This is a genomic window from Pseudomonas sp. NPDC089918 (assembly GCF_050280605.1).
In the GTDB taxonomy this organism is placed as follows: Bacteria; Pseudomonadota; Gammaproteobacteria; order Pseudomonadales; family Pseudomonadaceae; genus Aquipseudomonas.
In genome coordinates this window covers 13,484-33,910 of record NZ_JBNNVP010000058.1, presented here as the reverse complement: position 1 = coordinate 33,910, position 20,427 = coordinate 13,484, and the positions used below count along the sequence as shown (strand labels likewise).

At 60.3% G+C, this 20,427-nt stretch carries 15 protein-coding genes, 1 tRNA gene and 1 pseudogene; 4 read left to right on the top strand and 13 right to left on the bottom strand.

The window, feature by feature from the left end:
* Positions 1–107: 107 nt before the first annotated feature.
* The 12 genes and pseudogenes from ACQKPC_RS27630 to ACQKPC_RS27575 all read right to left on the bottom strand — a co-directional run bounded on the left by ACQKPC_RS27630 (position 108) and on the right by ACQKPC_RS27575 (position 12,363).
* Positions 108–1,058: a Csu type fimbrial protein gene (locus tag ACQKPC_RS27630; RefSeq protein ID WP_427627751.1), complete on the bottom strand. Its 951-nt coding sequence runs from the start codon at positions 1,056–1,058 to the stop codon at positions 108–110.
* Between the two features lie 72 nt (positions 1,059–1,130).
* Entirely contained in the window at positions 1,131–3,488 is a 2,358-nt protein-coding gene (locus ACQKPC_RS27625) for a fimbria/pilus outer membrane usher protein (RefSeq protein ID WP_427627759.1), read from the bottom strand.
* Between the two features lie 215 nt (positions 3,489–3,703).
* Positions 3,704–4,492, bottom strand: coding sequence for a fimbrial biogenesis chaperone (locus tag ACQKPC_RS27620; protein ID WP_427627749.1), 789 nt, complete (start codon positions 4,490–4,492; stop codon positions 3,704–3,706).
* Positions 4,493–4,522: 30 nt separating this feature from the next.
* Positions 4,523–5,020, bottom strand: a complete 498-nt coding sequence (locus tag ACQKPC_RS27615) for a spore coat U domain-containing protein (RefSeq protein WP_318652675.1) — start codon at positions 5,018–5,020, stop codon at positions 4,523–4,525.
* 56 nt (positions 5,021–5,076) lie between these two features.
* Positions 5,077–5,466: pseudogene (locus ACQKPC_RS27610) on the bottom strand (spore coat protein U domain-containing protein); the annotation flags it as partial.
* Between the two features lie 110 nt (positions 5,467–5,576).
* Positions 5,577–6,077, bottom strand: coding sequence for a Csu type fimbrial protein (locus ACQKPC_RS27605; protein ID WP_192344530.1), 501 nt, complete (start codon positions 6,075–6,077; stop codon positions 5,577–5,579).
* 191 nt (positions 6,078–6,268) lie between these two features.
* The gene (locus tag ACQKPC_RS27600) at positions 6,269–6,766 is read right to left on the bottom strand and encodes a Csu type fimbrial protein (protein WP_427627747.1); all 498 of its coding nucleotides are present in this window, start codon (positions 6,764–6,766) and stop codon (positions 6,269–6,271) included.
* Between the two features lie 211 nt (positions 6,767–6,977).
* Complete coding sequence (locus ACQKPC_RS27595; protein WP_427627757.1) at positions 6,978–8,042, bottom strand: 2,3-butanediol dehydrogenase; 1,065 nt, start codon at positions 8,040–8,042, stop codon at positions 6,978–6,980.
* 89 nt (positions 8,043–8,131) lie between these two features.
* A complete protein-coding gene (locus ACQKPC_RS27590; protein WP_427627746.1) occupies positions 8,132–9,244 on the bottom strand; it encodes an acetoin dehydrogenase dihydrolipoyllysine-residue acetyltransferase subunit in 1,113 nt (370 codons plus the stop codon).
* Positions 9,241–10,260 carry an alpha-ketoacid dehydrogenase subunit beta gene (locus ACQKPC_RS27585; protein ID WP_123494889.1) on the bottom strand — a complete coding sequence of 340 codons (1,020 nt, stop codon included), beginning with the start codon at positions 10,258–10,260 and terminating at the stop codon, positions 9,241–9,243. The genes ACQKPC_RS27590 and ACQKPC_RS27585 overlap by 4 nt, the downstream gene beginning before the upstream one ends.
* Before the next feature lie 33 nt (positions 10,261–10,293).
* Positions 10,294–11,271, bottom strand: a complete 978-nt coding sequence (locus tag ACQKPC_RS27580; RefSeq protein ID WP_095631147.1) for a thiamine pyrophosphate-dependent dehydrogenase E1 component subunit alpha — start codon at positions 11,269–11,271, stop codon at positions 10,294–10,296.
* A 33-nt stretch (positions 11,272–11,304) separates the two neighbouring features.
* Positions 11,305–12,363 (bottom strand): ATP-NAD kinase family protein, encoded by a 1,059-nt coding sequence (locus ACQKPC_RS27575; RefSeq protein WP_427627743.1) that lies wholly within the window; start codon positions 12,361–12,363, stop codon positions 11,305–11,307.
* A gap of 387 nt (positions 12,364–12,750) precedes the next feature.
* On the opposite strand from ACQKPC_RS27575, the gene ACQKPC_RS27570 reads away from it, so the two are divergent.
* Together ACQKPC_RS27570 and ACQKPC_RS27565 are read left to right on the top strand one after the other, a co-directional pair.
* Positions 12,751–14,637: a sigma-54-dependent Fis family transcriptional regulator gene (locus ACQKPC_RS27570; protein WP_427627741.1), complete on the top strand. Its 1,887-nt coding sequence runs from the start codon at positions 12,751–12,753 to the stop codon at positions 14,635–14,637.
* Between the two features lie 111 nt (positions 14,638–14,748).
* Positions 14,749–16,749: a peptidase U32 family protein gene (locus ACQKPC_RS27565; protein WP_427627739.1), complete on the top strand. Its 2,001-nt coding sequence runs from the start codon at positions 14,749–14,751 to the stop codon at positions 16,747–16,749.
* 203 nt (positions 16,750–16,952) lie between these two features.
* Here ACQKPC_RS27565 and ACQKPC_RS27560 read toward each other — a convergent pair.
* Positions 16,953–17,027 (bottom strand) — tRNA-Gln (locus ACQKPC_RS27560).
* Between the two features lie 152 nt (positions 17,028–17,179).
* Between ACQKPC_RS27560 and ACQKPC_RS27555 the strand changes: the two genes are divergently transcribed.
* Complete coding sequence (locus tag ACQKPC_RS27555) at positions 17,180–18,292, top strand: CapA family protein (protein ID WP_427627738.1); 1,113 nt, start codon at positions 17,180–17,182, stop codon at positions 18,290–18,292.
* Positions 18,293–18,647: 355 nt separating this feature from the next.
* On the top strand, positions 18,648–20,387 hold the full coding sequence (locus ACQKPC_RS27550) for a dipeptidase (protein WP_427627736.1): 1,740 nt from the start codon (positions 18,648–18,650) through the stop codon (positions 20,385–20,387).
* The last annotated feature ends 40 nt before the right edge of the window (positions 20,388–20,427 follow it).

The window sequence follows — 20,427 nt, the reverse complement described above, 5'->3', positions numbered from 1 at the left end:
GAGCGTCCGCACCTGTCTTTGAAATACAAAACGCCCGATGCGGTGCATCGGGCGTTAGGGTGAAACAGGTGTAAACCTATTTCAGGACTAGACACTGGAATCTCGTACTAGAACCCCACATCCAGCAACACGCTGTCCATGTAGGTTCCCGGTGGCGGCGTGCTCTGGTCGAGGTAGATTTTGGCGTTGTAGTTGAAGATCTGACTGCCAGTGCCCAAGCCGTTGCCGGGGTTGACCTCGGCATCGGAACTTGTGCGACGCGCCGTGCTGACACTGCCCCAACGAGTGCTTCCGGCACTCTTGAAAATGTCGTAATCCAAGTAATTGCCGCCTGAGATCATGCGCCTGCGCCCGCCCACGCCGACAGCATGCTGACCATCGTCCAGCCCCACCGTGTAGGCACTGCCCTTGGTGCAGACCAGGTTGATCGTCTGGCCAGTGACGGTGGAGAAGGAGCTGATTGCCGAGGCGCTGCCAAAGCTGATGTTCGGCGCAGTGATCGTGCAATCGTTGTCCACGGTCATATTGACAGTCAGACTCGTGGTACCGCTGTTGATGTCTCGCCCCTGACAGCTGCCACCGCCACCATAGTCATGGCAATAATCCCAACTCCAGAAAATGTTGAGGGTTTCAGAGTAAATCCCGGCCGCCACGTTGCTGCCGATGATCGTATTCAGATAGATCGGTACAGCCTTGGCAACCGTTGGATTGGAAAGCAGGCCGAGGTCATCGATGATCGAGTGTCGGGCGAAGTCGAACGCTACGCCGCGAGTGATCGGATAGCTGCTGCTGTTGTTGTTGGCAAACAGTGTGTAGCCAATCACATCACTGGTTGGCCCGACCACCCCTGCGGTTGCAGACGTGATGGTGGCGTAAAAATGATCATCGCTGGTCAACGGCGATACCAACGAACCGGTGCAACTCAAACCGGCATGGGTGGTGGAACTGGTTTGCAAAGTGGTACGCACCGCGATCGAACTGAGCGAGCCAAAACCCGCCGGTGAAGTACTGGCCACCTCGCACAAGGCATAAGCCTGACACGGCAGAAAAATCGCCATCAGCCTGATCACTCTACCCGGCCATCGGTCAAAAAATTGCACACCCACCTCCCTGTTCTATTCAATGCGGTTTCATTGACACAGCAGCGGCCCGATCAACGGCACCTGATCCTGTTGCATGTCCAGCGTGAACTGCGCCTGGCAAGTCCGGCCATCGTCCAAGGTCACCTGCAAACTGTTGTGCTCTTCCAGGTTTTCCAGATAAACCAGCCCGTCCCAACCGACCACGGCGTGCGTCCCGCTCTGCTCGTGCCGCACGCGGCTGCCCAAGGGCAATTCGTGCTGCTGTGCGTCCACCAACACAACACTCGCGGCAATGATCCGGCTCAGTGGAAACTCCAGCAGGTAACCACTGCCACGGCGCACCGCGACTCGTTGTTCAACATTCGAACTCTGCACATTGGTCGGCAAATTCAGTGGATCGATTTCATATTTGCCGCGGTAATAAGCGCTGCTCCATGGCACCAGCAGATGACCGTTCTTATCCGTCTGGCCCACCCGTTGATTTTCGTAACGCACCGGTATATCGGCAAAGCCACCGGTACTGACCACGACGAAAGCATCATCGATACGATTGGCAACGAACACTTGATGGTCCATCCACACCAGCGAGCCGCTGGCATCGGCCCAGCGAGTCTCGGCATCACTGCTGCCGTAAACCCCTGCCTGCAATTGCACCGACTGCAGGCGCCAGGTCAGGTCGGCCTGGCGATAATCCGGACCTTCATCGTGGGCATAACCGAGGTTGAAGCCCACGCCGCCTGCACTAGGCACCGCGCGACTGTAATTGACGCGCTGACGGCTTATGCCGGTCTTGCTGCGCTCGCCACTCATGCTCAGAGTGCCACGCAGGTCGAACGGGATGACCAGTTGCGCCTGCATCGCCCAGTCGCTATCGCCGATCTCGCGATTGGCCGACACGTAAAAACTGGTATTGCGCCACAGGGGCTTGCTCCAGGTCAGATTGAGTAACCGGGTGCGCGAATCATCCGCCGCTCGCACATCGAAATAGCCTGCGCCAAGGCTGCCCCAGCCATTGAGACTGACGCTCAGGGTCAACTGCTCGCTGCGCTGGCTGAGGCTGACATAGGGGCTGTCGACCACGGTCAGGTCGGCGTACTGGTCACGGCGCTGCATACGCTGATAGGCAACGCTGTAGTGCTGACTGCTGTATTGATAACCGAGGCTGACTTGCTGACCGCTATTGCCGTCGAACCGGCTTTGACTGACCGCCGTGTTGAGCACGCCGAAATTGCCCACGCGCAGGTTGCCGCCAACGCCACCAAGGGCTAGCGCGTCCGAGGCCTCGGCATGGGTTTCGAGGGTCAGACTGTCGTTCAGACCGTAACGCAGGCTGCCGGAGGTCACACCCGGACCGTAACCGAAATCGCGGATCCCGAAGTCACGGCGCAGGGTACCGGCGGCCACCGAGAAATCCATCAAGCCTTTTTGCAGCAGGTTGCTGGTGACATAAAACGGCACGGTGGTCGAGACCTGTCGACCGAGGGCATCGGTCGTGACCACCACTGCTTCGCCCGCACCGTTGATGAACGGAACGTTGGTCAGCGTGTAGGGACCGGGCTGCAACTCGGCGCTGCTGGACTTGTAGCCGTTGATGAACAGGTCGACCGATGAAGGTACCGCCGCCTCCCCGGCGAACTGCGGCAACGGGTAGGTCACAAGGTCCGGGCGCACGCCGAAATCACGCGACACTTGCACACCGCCCAGGCGCACCGAACTGCTCCAGGGCAAGGCACCACTGATCAGGTCGCCCGCCTCGTAAGTCAGCAGGCGTTCATCATCGGAATAACGCCAGGTGGTGTCGTAACGCCGATAACCATTGTTCAGTGTGTCGTTACTGACTCCGGAAATCGTGCGCCGGTATTGCCCGGTGTTGGACAGCGTGCCCCAACTGTCAAACAGTCGCACTTCGTTCCAGGCCGCAAGGTAGGTGCCGCTGTCGTCGGTGTCATTGAGGTACAAGTCGTAGTTGAGCAAGGCGCCAAAACTGCTCAACGCCGCAGTGCGCGGATACGCCTCTTGGCTGCCGACAAATTGTTCCGGCAACCAGTCCGGCGGGACCGTCAACAAAAGCCGCTGCCCCTGACTGTCGTAGTCACTTGTCAAACCTTGCAGACTGTCGAGGGCGACCTCAGCGTTGAGTTCTTGCGGCAATTTCATACCGATTTCGCGTAACGCCGCGACCGGTACAAAGAAGCGCCCGCCGCGCAGCTCCACTGCCACCACACGCCCGGTCTCCATTTGATTGACGATCAGTTCCAGAAACAATTGCGCGTCGACAATTGCCTCCATGCCGATGGGGGCTGGCGGCAGCTCTGCCCCCAGGCCGTGGTGGGCGAATACCAGACAGTAGAGGCCAATCGCGGCCCACAGCGGACGCTTGATACTGCGAGCCCAATCCTGGCTCATCACCGCTTTACGTCCGTCAATGGACATTTCCTTACTGTGGCGATCAAGAGATGCGCACAACACTTGTGATGAGGGGGCTTGCTCACTGGGTCGCGGAGCGGCCCTAACATCAGCGACATCGTTTTATCGGGTAGAACGCGGCTGCAGATTTTATGACTGCTTCGCAGCCGAGCGGGAGCAAGCGCCCTCGCCACACTGTTCCTATCACCGGGCTATCACCGTCCCGGTGCAATATTCTGAACCTGCGGCGCACCATTGACCCGCACTTGCAAGGCCTGGTCCGCACTGATCGGCGCCGGTGTCGGCCACCGCATGATCGCCCCCGGCAGCACATAGCCGAGCAGTCCCTCAACCAGCGGCCGTGTCTGACCACCCTGCTTGAACGCGACATCGGTCAACCGGGCATGCACCGCGCCCTGATTGCGCACTTCCACGTAGGAACGGCCATCGACCGCCACTTTGCGCCAGCTCAGATCAGGCGCCCCGGCGCCTTTGGGGTCGCGTTTACGGGTCATGTCTTCCTTGCTCCACAGACCGGCGCCGTAGGCAAACAGCGGCACCGAATAACGCATTTGAAACCGGATGGCGGCAGCGGTTTTGCCATCTTCAGCCGTCACGGGTCTGGCCGCGGGAATTTCATCGATAATGATGCGATAGGCCAACTCCTGCCCCGGCGGTATATCTCGGGTACGGGTCAGGCGCACGAGTTGCTTCTGCCCGGGTTCGATTTTCGCGACCGGCGGGCTGCCAATGACATCGCGCTGGTTTTGATACTGATCGCTGAAACCACTCTGGCTCCAGGCAAACACGCGGATCTGCAGATTCGCCGTCTCGTTGCCGCGATTTTCCAGCCACAACGCACTCGCTTGTTGATCGGCCTCCAGCACCGGATCGATCGGCCAGATCAACACCGAACTGGCCGCCTGCACCTTGACCCCGCCCAGCAATGCCATTGCCAGCACAGCGCAACGCGCGGCCGGTAACCTGCGCAAAGGTGAATACATATGCCTGCTCCTTATGCCCGAACTACCGAGCTACCACGACAGCTGCACCTGCAGCACGTCGCTATAAATTCCTCCGGGCTGATCACCCGGTAACTGTACTTGTGCGTAGATAGGCAATCGGATGTTGTTCGCATCGCTGTAGGCCACGGCCACGCTCTGACCGATGCCCAGGCTCTCACTGAAGGCCGCGTCACTGAATAATTGATAGGCCATACGGGCACTGCCGTCATCAAGCTGCAGATGTCGCCCGTTGCTGTTGTACTGGCCGCCATCGACGCTCATGTTCAGGCTCACGCCCGGCGTGCATTGCAACTGCACGCCGTCGCTCAATTGCACTTGCACAATGTTGGTCGCTAGCGCCGATTGAGTGCCGAAATCGAGTTTTCCGTAAGTGGAAACCCCGCCCATCACCAGACATGCCCCCGTCACGGTCGCGCTGACCTGAAAACTCTGACTGGTGTCCGCCGCCAGCGGCAGAGGCAAACCAGTCGCGCCGATCAGGATCAGCGCGGCAGGACTGCATCGCACTAGAAAGTCAGTGCTGGCGGAACCAGCGGGGTGAACTTCGGTACGCTGGACTTCGGGCTGTCGCCACCGGAAGCATCGAGGAACAATTGATAAGGGATGGTCTGGGTAGCATTGTCCAGGCGCCGCGTGGTGCCGTCGGCATGGGTGCCGCCGTCGATGGTCACCGTGAAACCGGTCACCGAAGAGTTGCAGGAGACTTCCAGCGTGCCGTTGCCGGCATCGCTCAGGTTGGCATTGATCGGCTTGGTCCAGGTCGGACCTTGCGAGCCGAAATCCAACAGGCCGACATCACCGATCGGACTGCCGTCGCTATTGGTTATGTCATTGGTCACTGCACAACTGGCGATGATGATCAGCCGCGCATCAATCTGCCCGCTGATCGCCGCTTGCGCCTCCTCGGCCAGTAGTAAAACTGTGCCAAGGGTCATCACCACCCAACTTTTCATTGTCTTGCACCGATCCTAATTCCATCAGGATTCAAACAGTGGCCGTCCATTTACGAACGACGTTTCCTTGTACTGCCCGAATCCATCGGACAGGTGTCACTCAATGCCTGCTACCAGCTCACGGTCACTTTCAAGAGATCGGAATAACGGCTGACGCGGGGGATCTCGGCCAGCCGTTCGATACGGCCGTACAGAGGCAAATCCACCGTACCTGAATCCGGTACCCGCCCACTCAAGAGCACATTCACCGGCAGCGGAATCTGCCGTGCAGCGTCTTGATAGAGGCGATAAGGAATGGGTTTGCTGTGCTCTGCACTGCCCGCCAGATAACGGACCTCGCCGACGCCGCCATGAAGTCCGCCGTCGACCTGTAATTGGTAAGGGGTATCGGGATTGCATTCCAGGCGTGGCAGCCGTGTGTCAAGCAATGCTGCACTCAATGGCCCTGAAGGATCGTCCAGGCGGGCGGTAGTGCCGAAGTCGAGGACGCCCAATTGCTCGATACCCGCTTCACGCTGTTGGCCAACCAACTGGCAACCGCGCTGCACATTGACCCGGACCTCAACCTGAAGCTGCGCCGCCAATGCTGTCGTACTGAGCATCGTGCTCATGACCGCCAAAACCCCTAGCCCATTCAAATTCCCATTCCCTTTAAGGGGTTATTCGCAGGCTGAGGTTAGCATCCAAGTGGGAAACAACACGTCAAATCCGCACCTTTGCGACGAAGGGGCATGTTTCGTGTGTATCAGGTATCGATAGGATTTTTGAAGGAAAAAACCGTGCTTGACCACGGTCTTCAAGGTCAAAAGGTAATGGTGGCCGTCATTGTGTCGGCATAGGTGCCCGGCGGAAGAAGCTGCCCCGCCGCCACCCGACCATAGACCGGGATTACCTGGGCGGCGCCACTGCCGGTTCCAGTGATGAGACCCGTGCCACCGGTGTCGCCCCAGTTGATCGCCCGCGTGGCGTCCGAGTACAGCGCATAGAACAGGATGCCTGCTGGAGTGCCGGACATCTGCCGGGCTGTCGCGGTGCCGCCGCTCGTCCCGGCACCGAGGCCCACACTATACGCTGTCGTGTTGGTGCAGTTGACCGACAGGCTGGACTCGGCATCGGCTTGCACACCCGTATAGGCGCCGAAGGCCAAGGGCGAGGCGCTGATCCCGCAGCCGGCCACAATGCTTGCAGAGACGGTGAAAGTCGCAGTGGAGGTCGCTGAAATGGCCAGAGTGGGCAGCAGGCTGAGGGTAAAAACGCTCAGGATGCCGACACGGGCGAGAATGCCCCTGTCGCGGTGCATCCGGGTCTTCGTGCCATTACTCATCCAAAGGGGATGTGAGGAGGATTGCGTGCAATGCAAAAACGTCATGGCGATAACTCCCTGTAGTACTTGGCGAACGATCAGGTTTTTTCAAAGTTCTGAAAGAACCTGATCGTCCAGCCTGGATTCCAAAGCGTAGTCCAGAGTGGGCCTCTCACGGATGTTTCGTGGCCGCACGCCTCAGGTGGCCTCAGATTCGAGCGGGTGAAACGATGATTTTCACGTTGTGCTCCTTGTTGTTGACCAATTCCTCAAAGCCCTGCCCGACGATCTGTTCCAGTTGAATGCGCCCGGTTACCAGCGGTGTGATGTCCAGCCGGCCATCAGCGATAAAAGCAATCACGTCAGCGAACTCGCCGTTGTAGGCGAGCGCACCCAGCACCTGTTTTTCGGTGGCGACCAACTCGAAGAAATTGAACTCGCTGGGTTCTTCGAAGATGCCCACCAACACACACATGCCGGCCTTGCGAATGAGGTCGATAGCGAGCTTGGCCGTGTGTTTGTTGCCGATGCATTCGAAGCTGACATCCGCCCCAAGTCCGCCGGTCAGCCGCCGTACCTCTGCCAGAGCGTCACATTCATTGGGGTCTAGCACATGGCTCGCCCCAACCTCCAGAGCCTTGGCCTTGCGCGCTCCCGACATTTCCAGGGCGATGACCTGGGCCGCACCAGCAGCCTTGGCACACATGATGGTGCACAGGCCGATGGTTCCCGCGCCAACCACCACCACATTTTTCCCCAGTACACTCCCGGCCTTTTTCACCGCGTGCATGCCCACGGCCAACGGTTCGATCAGCGCCCCGGCTTCGGCGGGAAAGTTGGCCGGCAACTTGTACAGCAGATTGGCCGGCACGTTGACCAACTCGGCGAATGCACCATTGTTCATCAGCCCGGTGAAGGCCAGGTTCTCGCAAATGTTGTACAACCCATGGGTGCAGTAATAACAGGTGCCACAGTGCTGACAGGCATCGGCTGCCACCGGCTCGCCCACACTGAACCCTTCAACACCGGCTCCGATTTCGACGATCTCGCCACAGAACTCATGACCGAGAATGCACTGCCCCTTGATTCCGGTCAGCGGGTGTGGCGCATCCACCGGGATGAACACTGGCCCGGCCACGTATTCATGCAGGTCGGAGCCGCAAATACCGCACCATTGCACGCGAATCTGGACCCAACCCGCAGGTGGCGACACGGGCAGCGGAACGTCTTCGACACGGATATCGTGACGGCCATGCCAGACAGCGGCACGCATGCGGCGAGTAGGATCAATTGAAAGGCTCATGTTGAAATCTCCTTGAAGTCGTTGGCCTTGGCGATCCGCAAAAGGTCGCCATGGGAGCATCAGTGTTGTTGCACAAAGTCCAGAACCAGCCGGTTGACCTGCTCGGCCGCTTCCATCTGCACCATGTGCGCCTGGCCCGGCAGGATTTCGATCCGGGCTGTCAGGCCGGCACTGTGGGCCGCAGGAATGATCGCGTCGTCACCGCCCCAGATCAGCAACACCGGCTGCCGGCTTTCTTGCACCACGTCGCGCAGATCGAACTGTTGCCGTCCTTCTTTGAACAATCCCGAAACCAGCTGGCGCAGGGCCGCGTCCACCCCTTCCAGGCGCTTGTACTTGAGCATGTCTTCGAGCATCTGCCGATTGACCAGTTCGGGGTCGGAGAACAGTTGCACCAGCTGTGGCTTGAGGGCATTGCGGCTGGCCGCCTCGACGAAACCTTGCAGGTAATCGCCGTTGATTTCCGCGCCCAGACCGGCGCTGCCGATCAAGCTCAGGGAACGTACCCGTTGTGGAGCCAGACGCGCAGTGTTCAGTGATACCGCGCCGCCCATGGAGTGACCCACCAGATGCGCTACGGGAATGTCCAGGTGATCGAGCAATGCCAGCACCACGCCGCTCAGCTCATCCAGGTCTGCGCGTTCCAGCTGTTTGGTCGACTCGCCATGGCCTGGCAGATCCAGAGCGATCACCCGGCGTTCGGCAGCCAGTGCTTCATGATTGAACATCCAATTGTTCAGATCACCGCCAAACCCATGCACCAACAGCAACGGCACCCCGCCTTCGCCGCGCTCGAAGTAACGGATCAGCCGCCCGTCCAGTTCGACCTTCTGCGGCTTCGGCCCACTGTCTACCTCGGCTCCGTCACCCGGTACGAACGCGGCCTGAAACTGCTCGATCACCGCATCGATTTCGGCCTCGCTGGCTTCGCCGTCGACCACAATGCCGAGCAACGCACCGACCGCAAGGGTTTCATCCTGGCGCGCGATCTGCCGACGCAACACACCGGAAAACGGCGCCTCGACGCTGCTGGAAATTTTGTCGGTTTCCACATCGAGTACTTCATCGCCCTTGGCGATCGCCTGGCCCTCCTCCTTGAGCCAGACATCGACCCGGCCTTCTGTCATCGACAAGCCCCACTTGGGCATCGTCAGGGTATGGATCTGGCTCATGAACGCTTGCTCCACTCGATCAACTTGAGCACGGCGTTTTCGATCTTCGCCGCATCAGGGATATAGAGGTCTTCCAGGGCGTCGGAGAATGGCACCGGTGTGTGCGGCGCAGTCACCATCTCGATTGGCGCCTTGAGCGAGGCAAACGCTTTTTGCGCCACCAGGGCCGAAATGTCGGTGGCCATGGAACAGCGCGGGTTGGCTTCGTCGATCACCACCAGGCGCCCGGTTTTTTCCACGCTTTCGAGAATGCTGTCTTCGTCCAGCGGGCTGGTGGTGCGCAGGTCGATGACCTCGCAGTCAATGCCTCGCGCGGCCAGGCTGCGGGCTGCCTCCATCGCCGTATTCACCGTGCGCCCATAGGAGACCAGCGTCACGTCCTTGCCATCGCGCAGGAAATTGGCTTCACCGAACGGGATGGTATAGAGCTCTTCCGGTACCTCGCCCTGCATGCTGTAGAGCAGTTTGTGCTCACAGAAGATCACCGGGTCGTTGTCGCGGATAGCCTGGATCAACAGGCCCTTGGCGTCGTAAGGGGACGACGGGCAGACGACTTTCAGCCCGGGGATGTGGGTCCACAGCGATGTGAGCATTTGCGAGTGTTGGGCCGCTGCCCGCAGGCCCGCGCCGACCATGGTGCGAATCACCAACGGAGTGGAGGCCTTGCCACCGAACATGTAGCGAAACTTGGCCGCCTGATTGAGGATCTGGTCCAGGCAGCAACCGGCAAAGTCGACAAACATCAATTCACACACCGGGCGTACGCCGCAGGTCGCTGCGCCTACCGCGGCACCGACATAACCCAACTCCGACAGCGGCGTGTCAAGCACGCGTCCGGGGAATTGGTGATAGAGGCCCTTGGTCACGCCCAGTACCCCGCCCCAGGCGTCGTTTTCACCGGGAGCACCGGCGCCGCCAGCGACGTCTTCCCCCATGATGAACACGGTGGGATCGCGGCGCATTTCCTGGGCCAGAGCTTCATTGATTGCCTGCTGATAACTGATTTTTCTCGCCATGATGAAGGTCTCGATTCTTGTTATAGGGGGCGTTCAGGGATAGGAAACGTAGACGTCGGTCAGCAGGTCGGCCGCACTCGGCTTGGGGTCGGACTTGGCCTTGCGCACGGCATTTTCGATCAGCAGGTCCACTTCGCTATCGATCTGGTCCAACTGGCTGGCATTAATCAAACCGGTCCGGGTGGTGCGTTCGCGAAACTGCATCAGGCAGTCATTGTGCTCGCGGAAATACTTGACCTCGTCCGGTGCCCGGTAGGTCTGGGCGTCGCCCTCGAAGTGACCGTAATAGCGGGTGAGCTTGACCTCGATCAGCGACGGTCCTTCACCCGCTCGAGCCCGTTCCACGGCGGCACCGGCGGCTTCGTGAACAGCGAAAAAATCGAAGCCGTCGACGGTGACCCCAGGCATGCCGAAGCCGGCCGCGCGGTCGGCGATGTGATCGCACGCCACAGACCAGTTGGAGGCCGTGGCCTCGGCATAACCATTGTTCTCGGCAACGAACAGGCACGGCAGGTTCCACACCGAAGCCATGTTCATTGCTTCGAACACCGCACCTTCATTGGAGCCGCCGTCGCCGAAGAACACCACCGCGACGCTGTCCGTACCTTTGAGTCTGGCGGCCAGAGCCGCGCCCACAACCAACGGTGCGCCGGCTCCGACGATGCCGTTGGCGCCGAGCATGCCCTTCTCGAAATCGGCAATGTGCATGGAGCCGCCCTTGCCCTGACAAACCCCGGTTTTCTTGCCGTAGATTTCGGCCATCATGCCGTACACATCAACGCCCTTGGCGATGCAATGGCCGTGGCCACGGTGGTTGGAGGCGATGCAATCATCATCCCCCAGGTGAGCCATGACACCGGCGGCCGAGGCCTCTTCGCCGGCATAAAGATGGACGAAACCGGGAATCTCGCCGGTGGCGAACTCCACGTGCAAGCGCTCTTCAAAAACGCGGATGGTGCGCATCACCCGATAGGCATGCAGCAATTGATCAGCGGTCAGCTGTGTCGACATTTTTATTCTCCAGGGTGTCTTGAGGCTCAGGTTTCAAGGTGCAAGGTTCAAAGGGTGTTGCGGATGTTCACGGCCGATGGCCAGCAGCCGCTCTCGCGCTGCATAGGCCAAGGCCGCATTGACGTCGATGTTCAGCGGACCGCCGGCATCGAGGGTAACGGTGGGTAAGTCATGGGCGTTGAATTCGATTTCCCGCTCGCCATCCAGGGCCAGGGTGCCGCTGGTCAGGCACAGACGATGGGCAACGCCGGGTTCAAGGCTGGCGGCGGCGAGCACGCCGCAGCCTTGCAACAGCCCGGGCGCCAGTGGCACCAGCAACGCTTCGCAAGATTGCGGATCAAGGCGCATCCAGGCGCCATTGGGGGCTTGGCGCGATACCGGAAACCACAAGCCACAGAGCGCCGAAATGCCAATGGACTGAGGTTCGGCGAAGGTTACAAACACCTCCGCCAGATCGATCCCGCGGCTGATGGCGCGGGCGCCGATAAACGGCAGCGAGGACACCGCCACGTCCACCAAGGCCACTTCGCACAGGTCGCGGTTCGCAATCCGCACCAGCAGACGTTTATTGCGGCGCAAAGCGATTTCGGGTGGAATCCGCCCGCTGGCGAACAACCCGCCGGCCAGCCCGGCACTGGTGGCCTCACGCAGTTCCGGGAAGGCATTGTTAGTCCCTGTCGACAGCGTCAGCAGTGGAATGTCGCCGACTTCTGCAGCCACCGCTTTGTGGGTACCGTCACCGCCGAGTACGGCGATCAGCGACACGCCGCGTTCAGCCATCCAGCGCGCAGCCTGGCGAGTGTCCGCCACGCTCTGGCGCAGGGTAAGGTCGAGGAACTCCAGGGTGGGCCAGTGGCTGTCACGCGCCTGGCGGCCATGACTGTTCTTCAACACCGCAGCGGCGATGCCGGTGATGTCGGTGGGCATCAGCACCCGCTCTACACCGGTGGCACCAAAAGCTGCCAGCAGCCGCTGGATCACCGAGACCTTGTCGGTGCTGGAAAACAACCCGGCATTCGCCGTCAGGCGCCGTACATCCCGGCCGGACGCCGGGTTGGCAATGATGCCGACGGTCAATGGCAAGCGACTCATGCCAGCACCACAGGTAGAACAGAGAAAAGGCCTCGGCTGGAGGACATAGGGCACCTCTTTTTATTATCGGGTTGGCAGCGCACTTGTTGCTGGGACTAGGTTGCTGGGACTAGGTTGCAGGGGCTACGTTTCAGGGACTAGAGCAAGGCCGGTGCCAGATTTGCAAAAAAGCGCCAGGATGCCTGTTCCAGAGCGGCTCCGACTTGAGCCCATGAGGGTTGGGATCACGCTCGATTGAGACGTCCCATGTCAGCCAGCACGGGTTTGTGGTGAGACCTTGAGACGTTGCGTCTCACCGCCGCCGTGAGTGAACCGATGCTTGTCGAGCGTTCCTGAACGGCGCTTAATGGCCGCACAACTAAAAGAACATCGAACCGGAGACCTTAAATGCTTTCCGCCCACTCGAAGGCGCACGTGGATTGCGTCAGCCGTGTTTTGAAGAACGCAGCGCACCTGCCGCAACTGCCTGTGCCGGACTTGATATTGGACTCCTGGCGCCGCTCCATGGAGCAACACCACCTGGACCCCGGCTCATTACAAGGGCCACGGATCCTTTCGCAGAACGTGCTGCAGGAGTGTCAAGAACGCTCCGAACTGTTCCTGCGCATCGCCAGCGAAGAAGTCGCCCGCCTCCATGGTCGCGTGCGCGATGCCGATTACTGCGTATTGCTTACCGATGCCCAGGGCCAGACCATCGACTACCGCGTGGAAAGCACTATCCGAAATGACTGCCGCAAAGCCGGCCTGTACCTGGGCACCTGCTGGTCAGAAGGTGAGGAAGGCACCTGTGGGGTGGCCGCGGTGCTGACCGCACGAACACCGGTCACGGTGCATAAGCGAGATCACTTCCGCGCCGCTTTTATCGGACTCACCTGCTCTGCTGCTCCCGTCTTCGACCCTCGGGGTGAACTGCTCGGAGTGCTTGATGTGTCCGCGGTGCGCTCTGCGGACGACCGCCGTTCGCAACACCTGATCCGGCAGATGGTGGTGCAGAGCGCGCGGGAAATAGAACAGGCGTTTTTCATGAGCAGTGCCCAGGGCTACTGGGTGCTGCGGGCTCACAACAGCCCGGGCTACGTCGACAGCCAACCCGATTACCTGCTCGCCTGGGACGATGACGGACGCCTGCAGGCGCTGAACCCTGCGGCGCGGCAGTGGCTGTTGCAAAGCTTTGGCCAGCTGCCGGAACACATCGACCAAGTGTTCGATCAGCAGTTATTGCATCGGGCCAGGGACGAATCGCTTTGCCTGCTTCACGGCCAAGGTGGCCGCCACGCCTTGCATGGACGACTCAGCGCGCCACGGCGGGTCAAACGCAACCCTGCGCGCCGGGTGCTGTCACCCGCCGAGCTCGACCCGCGCCTGGAAGAAAGCCTGCGCCTTGCGGTACGGGTCAAAGACCGCAATCTGCCGGTGCTGATCCAAGGGGAAACCGGTTCTGGCAAGGAAGTCTTCGCCCGGCAGCTGCACCAGGCTAGCCTGCGCCGTGAGCGACCTTTTATCGCGGTGAACTGCGCAGCGATTCCCGAAAACCTGATCGAAAGTGAGCTGTTTGGTTATGTGGCCGGCGCTTTCACCGGTGCCTCGAGCAAAGGCATGCAAGGGCTGCTGGAACAGGCCGATGGCGGCACTCTGTTTCTCGATGAAATCGGTGACATGCCCCTGCCCCTGCAAACCCGCCTGTTGCGGGTTTTAGCCGAGGGCGAAGTGGCGCCCCTCGGAGCATCACGGAGCAAAGCGATAGACATTCAGGTCGTCTGCGCGAGCCACCGCGATCTGGAAGCGCTGGTGACCTCTGGGGAGTTTCGCGAGGACCTGTACTTTCGCCTCAGAGGTGCGCGATTCCAGTTACCGCCGTTGCGCGAGCGCAGCGATCGGCTGGCCTTGATCAACCGGATACTCGAAGAAGAATCGTCGGCCTGTGCGATAGCGGTGCAACTGGGAAGCGCCGCGCTGGAATGCCTGCTCGGCTATCGCTGGCCGGGAAATGTGCGCGAACTGCGGCACGCGCTGCGTTACGCCTGTGCGGTGTGCGAGACCCATTTGGTTCTGTTGAGTGACTTGCCTGAGCAACTGCTCGGCCATCGACCCAATGATCCGGCTTCAGCTGACACCGTGGAACGCTGCGCCAGTCCGGAACGCCAGGCACTCATCGATGCCCTCGTGCGTCATCGCTGGAAACCCACCGCCGCGGCCAAGGCCTTGGGCATCTCACGGGCAACGCTGTATCGGCGGGTGCATCAACATGACATCGACATGCCTGGCAGAGGCTAACCACAGCTTCATCCGGCCGCCCCGCTCGTCGCCGGAGGGGCCTATGGGTGCCGATCAAACATTTCGCCGCTACAATGCGCACCTTGACCGTGACAAGCCAGACTAAAAAATATGTCCCTGCCCAAACATCACCTGGAACTGCTCAGCCCCGCCCGCGACGTGGCCATCGCCCGCGAGGCCATCCTGCATGGCGCCGACGCCGTGTACATCGGGGGCCCGAGTTTCGGTGCCCGCCACAACGCCTGTAACGAGGTTAACGATATCGCCCAATTGGTGGAATTCGCCCGTCGCTACCACGCCCGAGTCTTCACCACCATCAACACGATCCTGCACGACAACGAGCTGGAGCCGGCCCGCAAGCTGATCCATCAGTTGTACGACGCCGGCGTCGACGCGCTGATCGTCCAGGACCTGGGCGTGATGGAGCTGGACATTCCGCCGATCGAGTTGCACGCCAGCACCCAGACCGACATCCGCACCCTGGCGCGGGCGAAGTTCCTCGACCAGGCTGGCTTCTCCCAATTGGTACTGGCCCGCGAGCTGAACCTCCAGGAGATCCGCGCCATCGCCGACGAAACCGATGCGGCGATCGAATTCTTCATCCATGGCGCACTGTGCGTGGCGTTCTCCGGCCAGTGCAACATCTCCCACGCGCAGACCGGCCGAAGCGCCAACCGTGGCGACTGCTCCCAGGCTTGCCGCTTGCCGTACACCCTCAAGGACGAAAAAGGCGGTGTAATCGCTTACGAAAAACACCTGCTGTCAATGAAGGACAACAACCAGAGCGCCAACATCCGCGCGCTGGTGGAAGCCGGCGTGCGCTCGTTCAAGATCGAGGGTCGCTACAAAGACATGGGCTATGTGAAGAACATAACCGCCTGGTATCGCCAGCGCCTGGACGATGTCCTCGAAGACCGCCCGGACCTGGCCCGCGCGTCCAGCGGCCGCACCGCGCACTTCTTCGTGCCCGATCCGGACAAAACCTTCCACCGTGGCAGCACCGACTACTTCGTCAGCGACCGCAAGATCGACATCGGCGCCTTCGACACACCGACCTTCACCGGCCTGCCGGTGGGCGTGGTGGAGAAAGTCGGCAAGCGCGATCTGCTGGTGGTCACCCACGAACCGCTGTCCAACGGCGACGGCCTCAATGTGCTGGTCAAGCGTGAAGTCGTGGGCTGGCGTACCAACATCGCCGAGCCGAAGGGCGAGTTCGAAGAGGACGGGGAAAAGCGCTACCGCTATCGTGTGGAACCTAATGAGATGCCGAAAGGGTTGCACCAGTTGCGACCGAATCACCCTCTGAGCCGCAACCTCGACCACAACTGGCACCAAGCCCTGCTCAAGACCTCCGCCGAGCGCCGGGTGGGTGTTGCCTGGGTCGCTCGCCTGCGTGAGGATCGCCTGGAACTGACGGCCACCAGCGAGGAAGGTGTCAGCGCCAGTGTCGCCCTGGACGGTCCATTCGGTCTGGCCAACAAGCCGGAGCAGGCGCTGGAACAGCTGCACGACCTGCTCGGCCAACTGGGCACTACTCAGTACCACGCCACGGCTATCGAGCTGGATGCACCGCAGGCGTATTTCATCCCCAACTCGCAGCTCAAGGCCTTGCGCCGCGAGGTCATCGAAGCGCTGACCGCGGCCCGCATCAAAGCCCACCCACGGGGTGGTCGCAAGGCCGAGACCAATCCGCCACCGGTGTACCCGGAGTCGCACCTGTCGTTCCTGGCCAACGTCTACAACCAGAAAGCCCGCGACTTCTATCACCGCCACGGCGTCAAGTTGATCGACGCTGCCTATGAGGCTCACGAGGAAACCGGCGAGGTGCCGGTGATGATCACCAAGCACTGCCTGCGTTTCTCCTTCAACCTCTGCCCCAAACAGGCCAAGGGCGTCACCGGTGTGCGTACCAAAGTCGCGCCGATGCAACTGGTGCATGGTGATGAGGTGCTGACGCTGAAGTTCGACTGCAAGCCTTGCGAGATGCACGTGATCGGCAAGATGAAGGGACACATCCTTGACCTGCCGCAACCGGGCAGCGTGGTGCAGCAGGTCGTCGGCCACATCAGCCCTGAAGAGCTGCTCAAGACCATCCCTCGCGCACCCCACTGAGTGACTTGCGAGCGCGCCGCTACGGCGCCGCGCTCGCTAGACGGTTGAATGTTAAAGGCGTCACTCAGAGGGATTTGCAGGCATAAAAAAACGCCAGGCCGGATCGGCGTTGGCGTTGGCGTTGGCGTTTTCTGTAAAGACGACTCTCCAGGACTCCCGCACTACCTGCCGGCGGAGCCATACTTGGATGAGTATAAGGAAAATGGCAGGGGCGGCTGGATTCGAACCAACGCATGGCAGGATCAAAACCTGCTGCCTTACCGCTTGGCGACGCCCCTGTATCTGTAGCGAGTGCCCTTGCGCTACAAGCCCTGTAAGGGTCGCTGCAAGAACGGGCGGGAATTTATCAACTTTCTCTTCGTCTGGGAAGGCCAACACAAAAATATATTTGTTTTAAAACAGATGCTTACTCTTGATGCTGGAGGGTGCCATGGCGGCTGTTACCGATACTCTGAAGCTGTTTCTCGCCGGCGATGTCATGACCGCCCGCGGCATCGACTCAGTACTGCCACATCCTGGCGATCCGCGTCTTTACGAAGACTGTGTCAAGAATGCCGGCGTTTACGTCCGGCTGGCAGAAAGACTCAATGGCCCGATTCCCCTCCCCGTCGATTTCACCTATGTCTGGGGCGCTGCGCTGGATGAGTTCGAACGTCGCCAGCCACACGCACGCATCATCAATCTGGAAACAGCGGTGTCGCGCCGCGGACGAGCGGAGCCAAAAGGCATCAATTACCGCATGAGCCCGGAGAACTTCCCGGCCATCAGCGCAGCCGGCATCGACTGCTGCGTACTGGCCAACAACCATGTGCTGGACTGGGGAGCAGCCGGTCTGGCCGATACGCTAGATACCTTGTCGAGCAACGGCATGTGCAGCGCCGGCGCCGGGCACAACCGGGAATCTGCCGAAGCACCCGCCGTGCTGCCGCAGCCTGGCGGGCGACGCTTGTTGGTGTATGGCCTCGGCGCACCTGACAGTGGCATACCGCCGGACTGGGCCGCCACGGACAGGCGCGAAGGCGTTGCGCGCCTGGAGGATCTGTCGATGCACAGCCTGCGCCCTGTGGCCGAACGGATTCTCCAGGGAAAAAAACCGCGGGACCTGGTGGTCGCCTCCATTCACTGGGGCGGCAACTGGGGGTTCGATATCCCCCGCGAGCAGGTCCGGTTCGCCCATGCCTTGATCGACGAAGCCGGAGTTGACGTAGTGCATGGACATTCCTCACACCACATCAAGGGCATCGAGGTGTACCGCGAACATCTGATTCTCTATGGCTGCGGTGATCTGCTGAACGATTACGAAGGCATCGAGGGCCACACAGCCTTTCGCGGCGACTTGGGGCTTCTGTACTTTGCCTCGCTGAACCCGAACGGGCACCTGCAGTCGCTGGACCTGATCCCCACTCACTTGCGTGGCTTTCGCATTTGTTGCGCCGAAGGGGATGACCATCAATGGCTGCACGACACCCTTTCTCGCGAGTGCGCACGCTTGGGCAGCGGCATCCAGCCGGGCGCGACAAATGCCTTCGAGTTGCGTTGGTAAGAACGTCTGAAAACAAGAAAACCCAGAAAAACTTCCCTGCTTTTTGTAGGAACCAGGCTTGCCTCTGTGGCGAGGGGGCTTGCCCCCGTTGGGTCGCGAAGCGCCCCTAAAAGCTTTGCGACTGCTTCGCAGCCGAACGGGGGCAAGCCCCCTCGCCACAGAAGCAAGCCTGCCCGGCTCGTACGAAAGCTCGCTTCCCGGTTTTTTTCGTTTCTGCGTCGCTTTTGCATTTTTGTGCGACAGATCCCACTTCAGGGACTCCCGTACCACTCCCTTGTGGTGTTAGTTTGGAAAAGTTTCTGACTCATCGACCAGATATTTCTTACAACCTGCCTGCAAAGGAATGCCCCCAACAATGGATTTATCACTCAAGCACCTGGCCGCGACAACCCTGATGCTGGCCAGCCTTTCGTCGTTCACCACGTCAGCGCACGCCAACATCACCCCGCAACAGAGCGCGACCATCCTCAAGACCTTCAGTGACACATCGGTAACCGATTTCAGGCAATTCCTGGGACGCCTGGCCAAGAGCGACCTTGCCCATACCAGCGATCTCGGCCCGGCAATCAGTGCCTTTCAGGGCAACAAACCGCTTACCGCGGAACAACAGAACGAGATTCATCGCCTGCTTGGCCTCTATGCACGGGTGAAATACGGCAGCGCTGCCACCGAGACCCTGCGCGAGCTGGTGGCAATCCCAACCTTCCGGGTGGACGGCGTTGCTCAGCACGACAATCCCGAATTCATCAAGATCGCCGACAAGCTCAAGGGCCTTGCCCAGACCTTCAATCTGAACTTTCGCAACATCGACAACCGCGTCTATGAAATCTCCCTCGCAGGCGATGGCGACGAAGTCGTAGGCATTCACGCACATGCCGATGTGGTGCCCGTAACGCCGGAGAACTGGGTCCTGAAAGACGGCACCCGACTCGATCCGTTCAAGGTCACTCTGGTCGGTGACCGCCTGTATGGCCGGGGCACCGAGGATGACAAGAACGGTATCGTGGTGGCGCTCTACGCCATGAAGATCATCAAGGAAGAGAAGCTGCCACTGGCGAGGAATTTCAAGCTGCTGGTAGACACCACCGAAGAAACCACGGGCGACGCCATTCCCTATTACTTCGAACACAACCCGACGCCCAACTACAACCTGGCGCTGGATGGCGGCTACCCGGTGGTGATTGCCGAGAAAGGCTACGGCACCGTCATGGCCAGTTTTCCTCGGCGCGCCGCACAGGGCAAAGGCGCCGAAATCACTGCAATGACGGGGGGCCTGGCAACCAACCAGATTCCATCGACGTCGGTCGCCACCCTGGTAACCGCCAAGCCCGCCGAATTGGCTGCCAGCCTGCAGAAGGCAGGTAGCGATTATGCCAAGCGCAATGGCAGCAACTTCGAGGTGAGCGCCAAGGTCGTCGGCAAGGACGTCAAACTGACAATCACCGGCGTTTCCGCCCACTCCTCCGAGCCCGAATCGGGCGTCAATCCGGTAGCAAGGATGCTGGACTTTATCAACAGCCTCGACGGGAAGGTCGCGCTCAAGCACAACCACATTACCGACGCCGCCCGCTACGCCGCCGACAACTGGGGACTGGACTACCTGGGTGGCAAATTGGGGGTCGGCTTTTCCGATGACTTCATGGGACCGCTGACCGCATCCCTGACCTACGTCGGGATGGATGAAAAAGCCTTCAAGCTCGCGGTCAACCTGCGGGTACCCAAGGGCAAATCCCCGGAAGTGCTCAAGACCGAAATCGCCGACAAGCTTGGTGTCTGGAGCAAGAAGACCCACATTGCGGCGGCCTTTGACTACTCGATCGCCGAGCCGATGCACCGCAACCCTGAGGGTGAATGGGTCAAGGCCCTGCTGGCCGTGGCCAGCGAAAACCTCGGCATGGAACACAAATTCGGCACCTCTGCCGGCGCCACTTCGGTCCATGAGTTGCCTAATGGCGTGCAGTTCGGCCTGGCCAGGCCCGAGGTCAAGTACACCGGCCACAACGACAACGAGTTCAAGACCGTCGACCAGTTCCTGCTGGACCTGCAGATCGTGACCGAAATGTTCGGGCGCATCGGGCAGATGCCGAAACTCTGATCCCTCCTTTCGGACCCGCTATTCTGGCGGGTCCATTTTT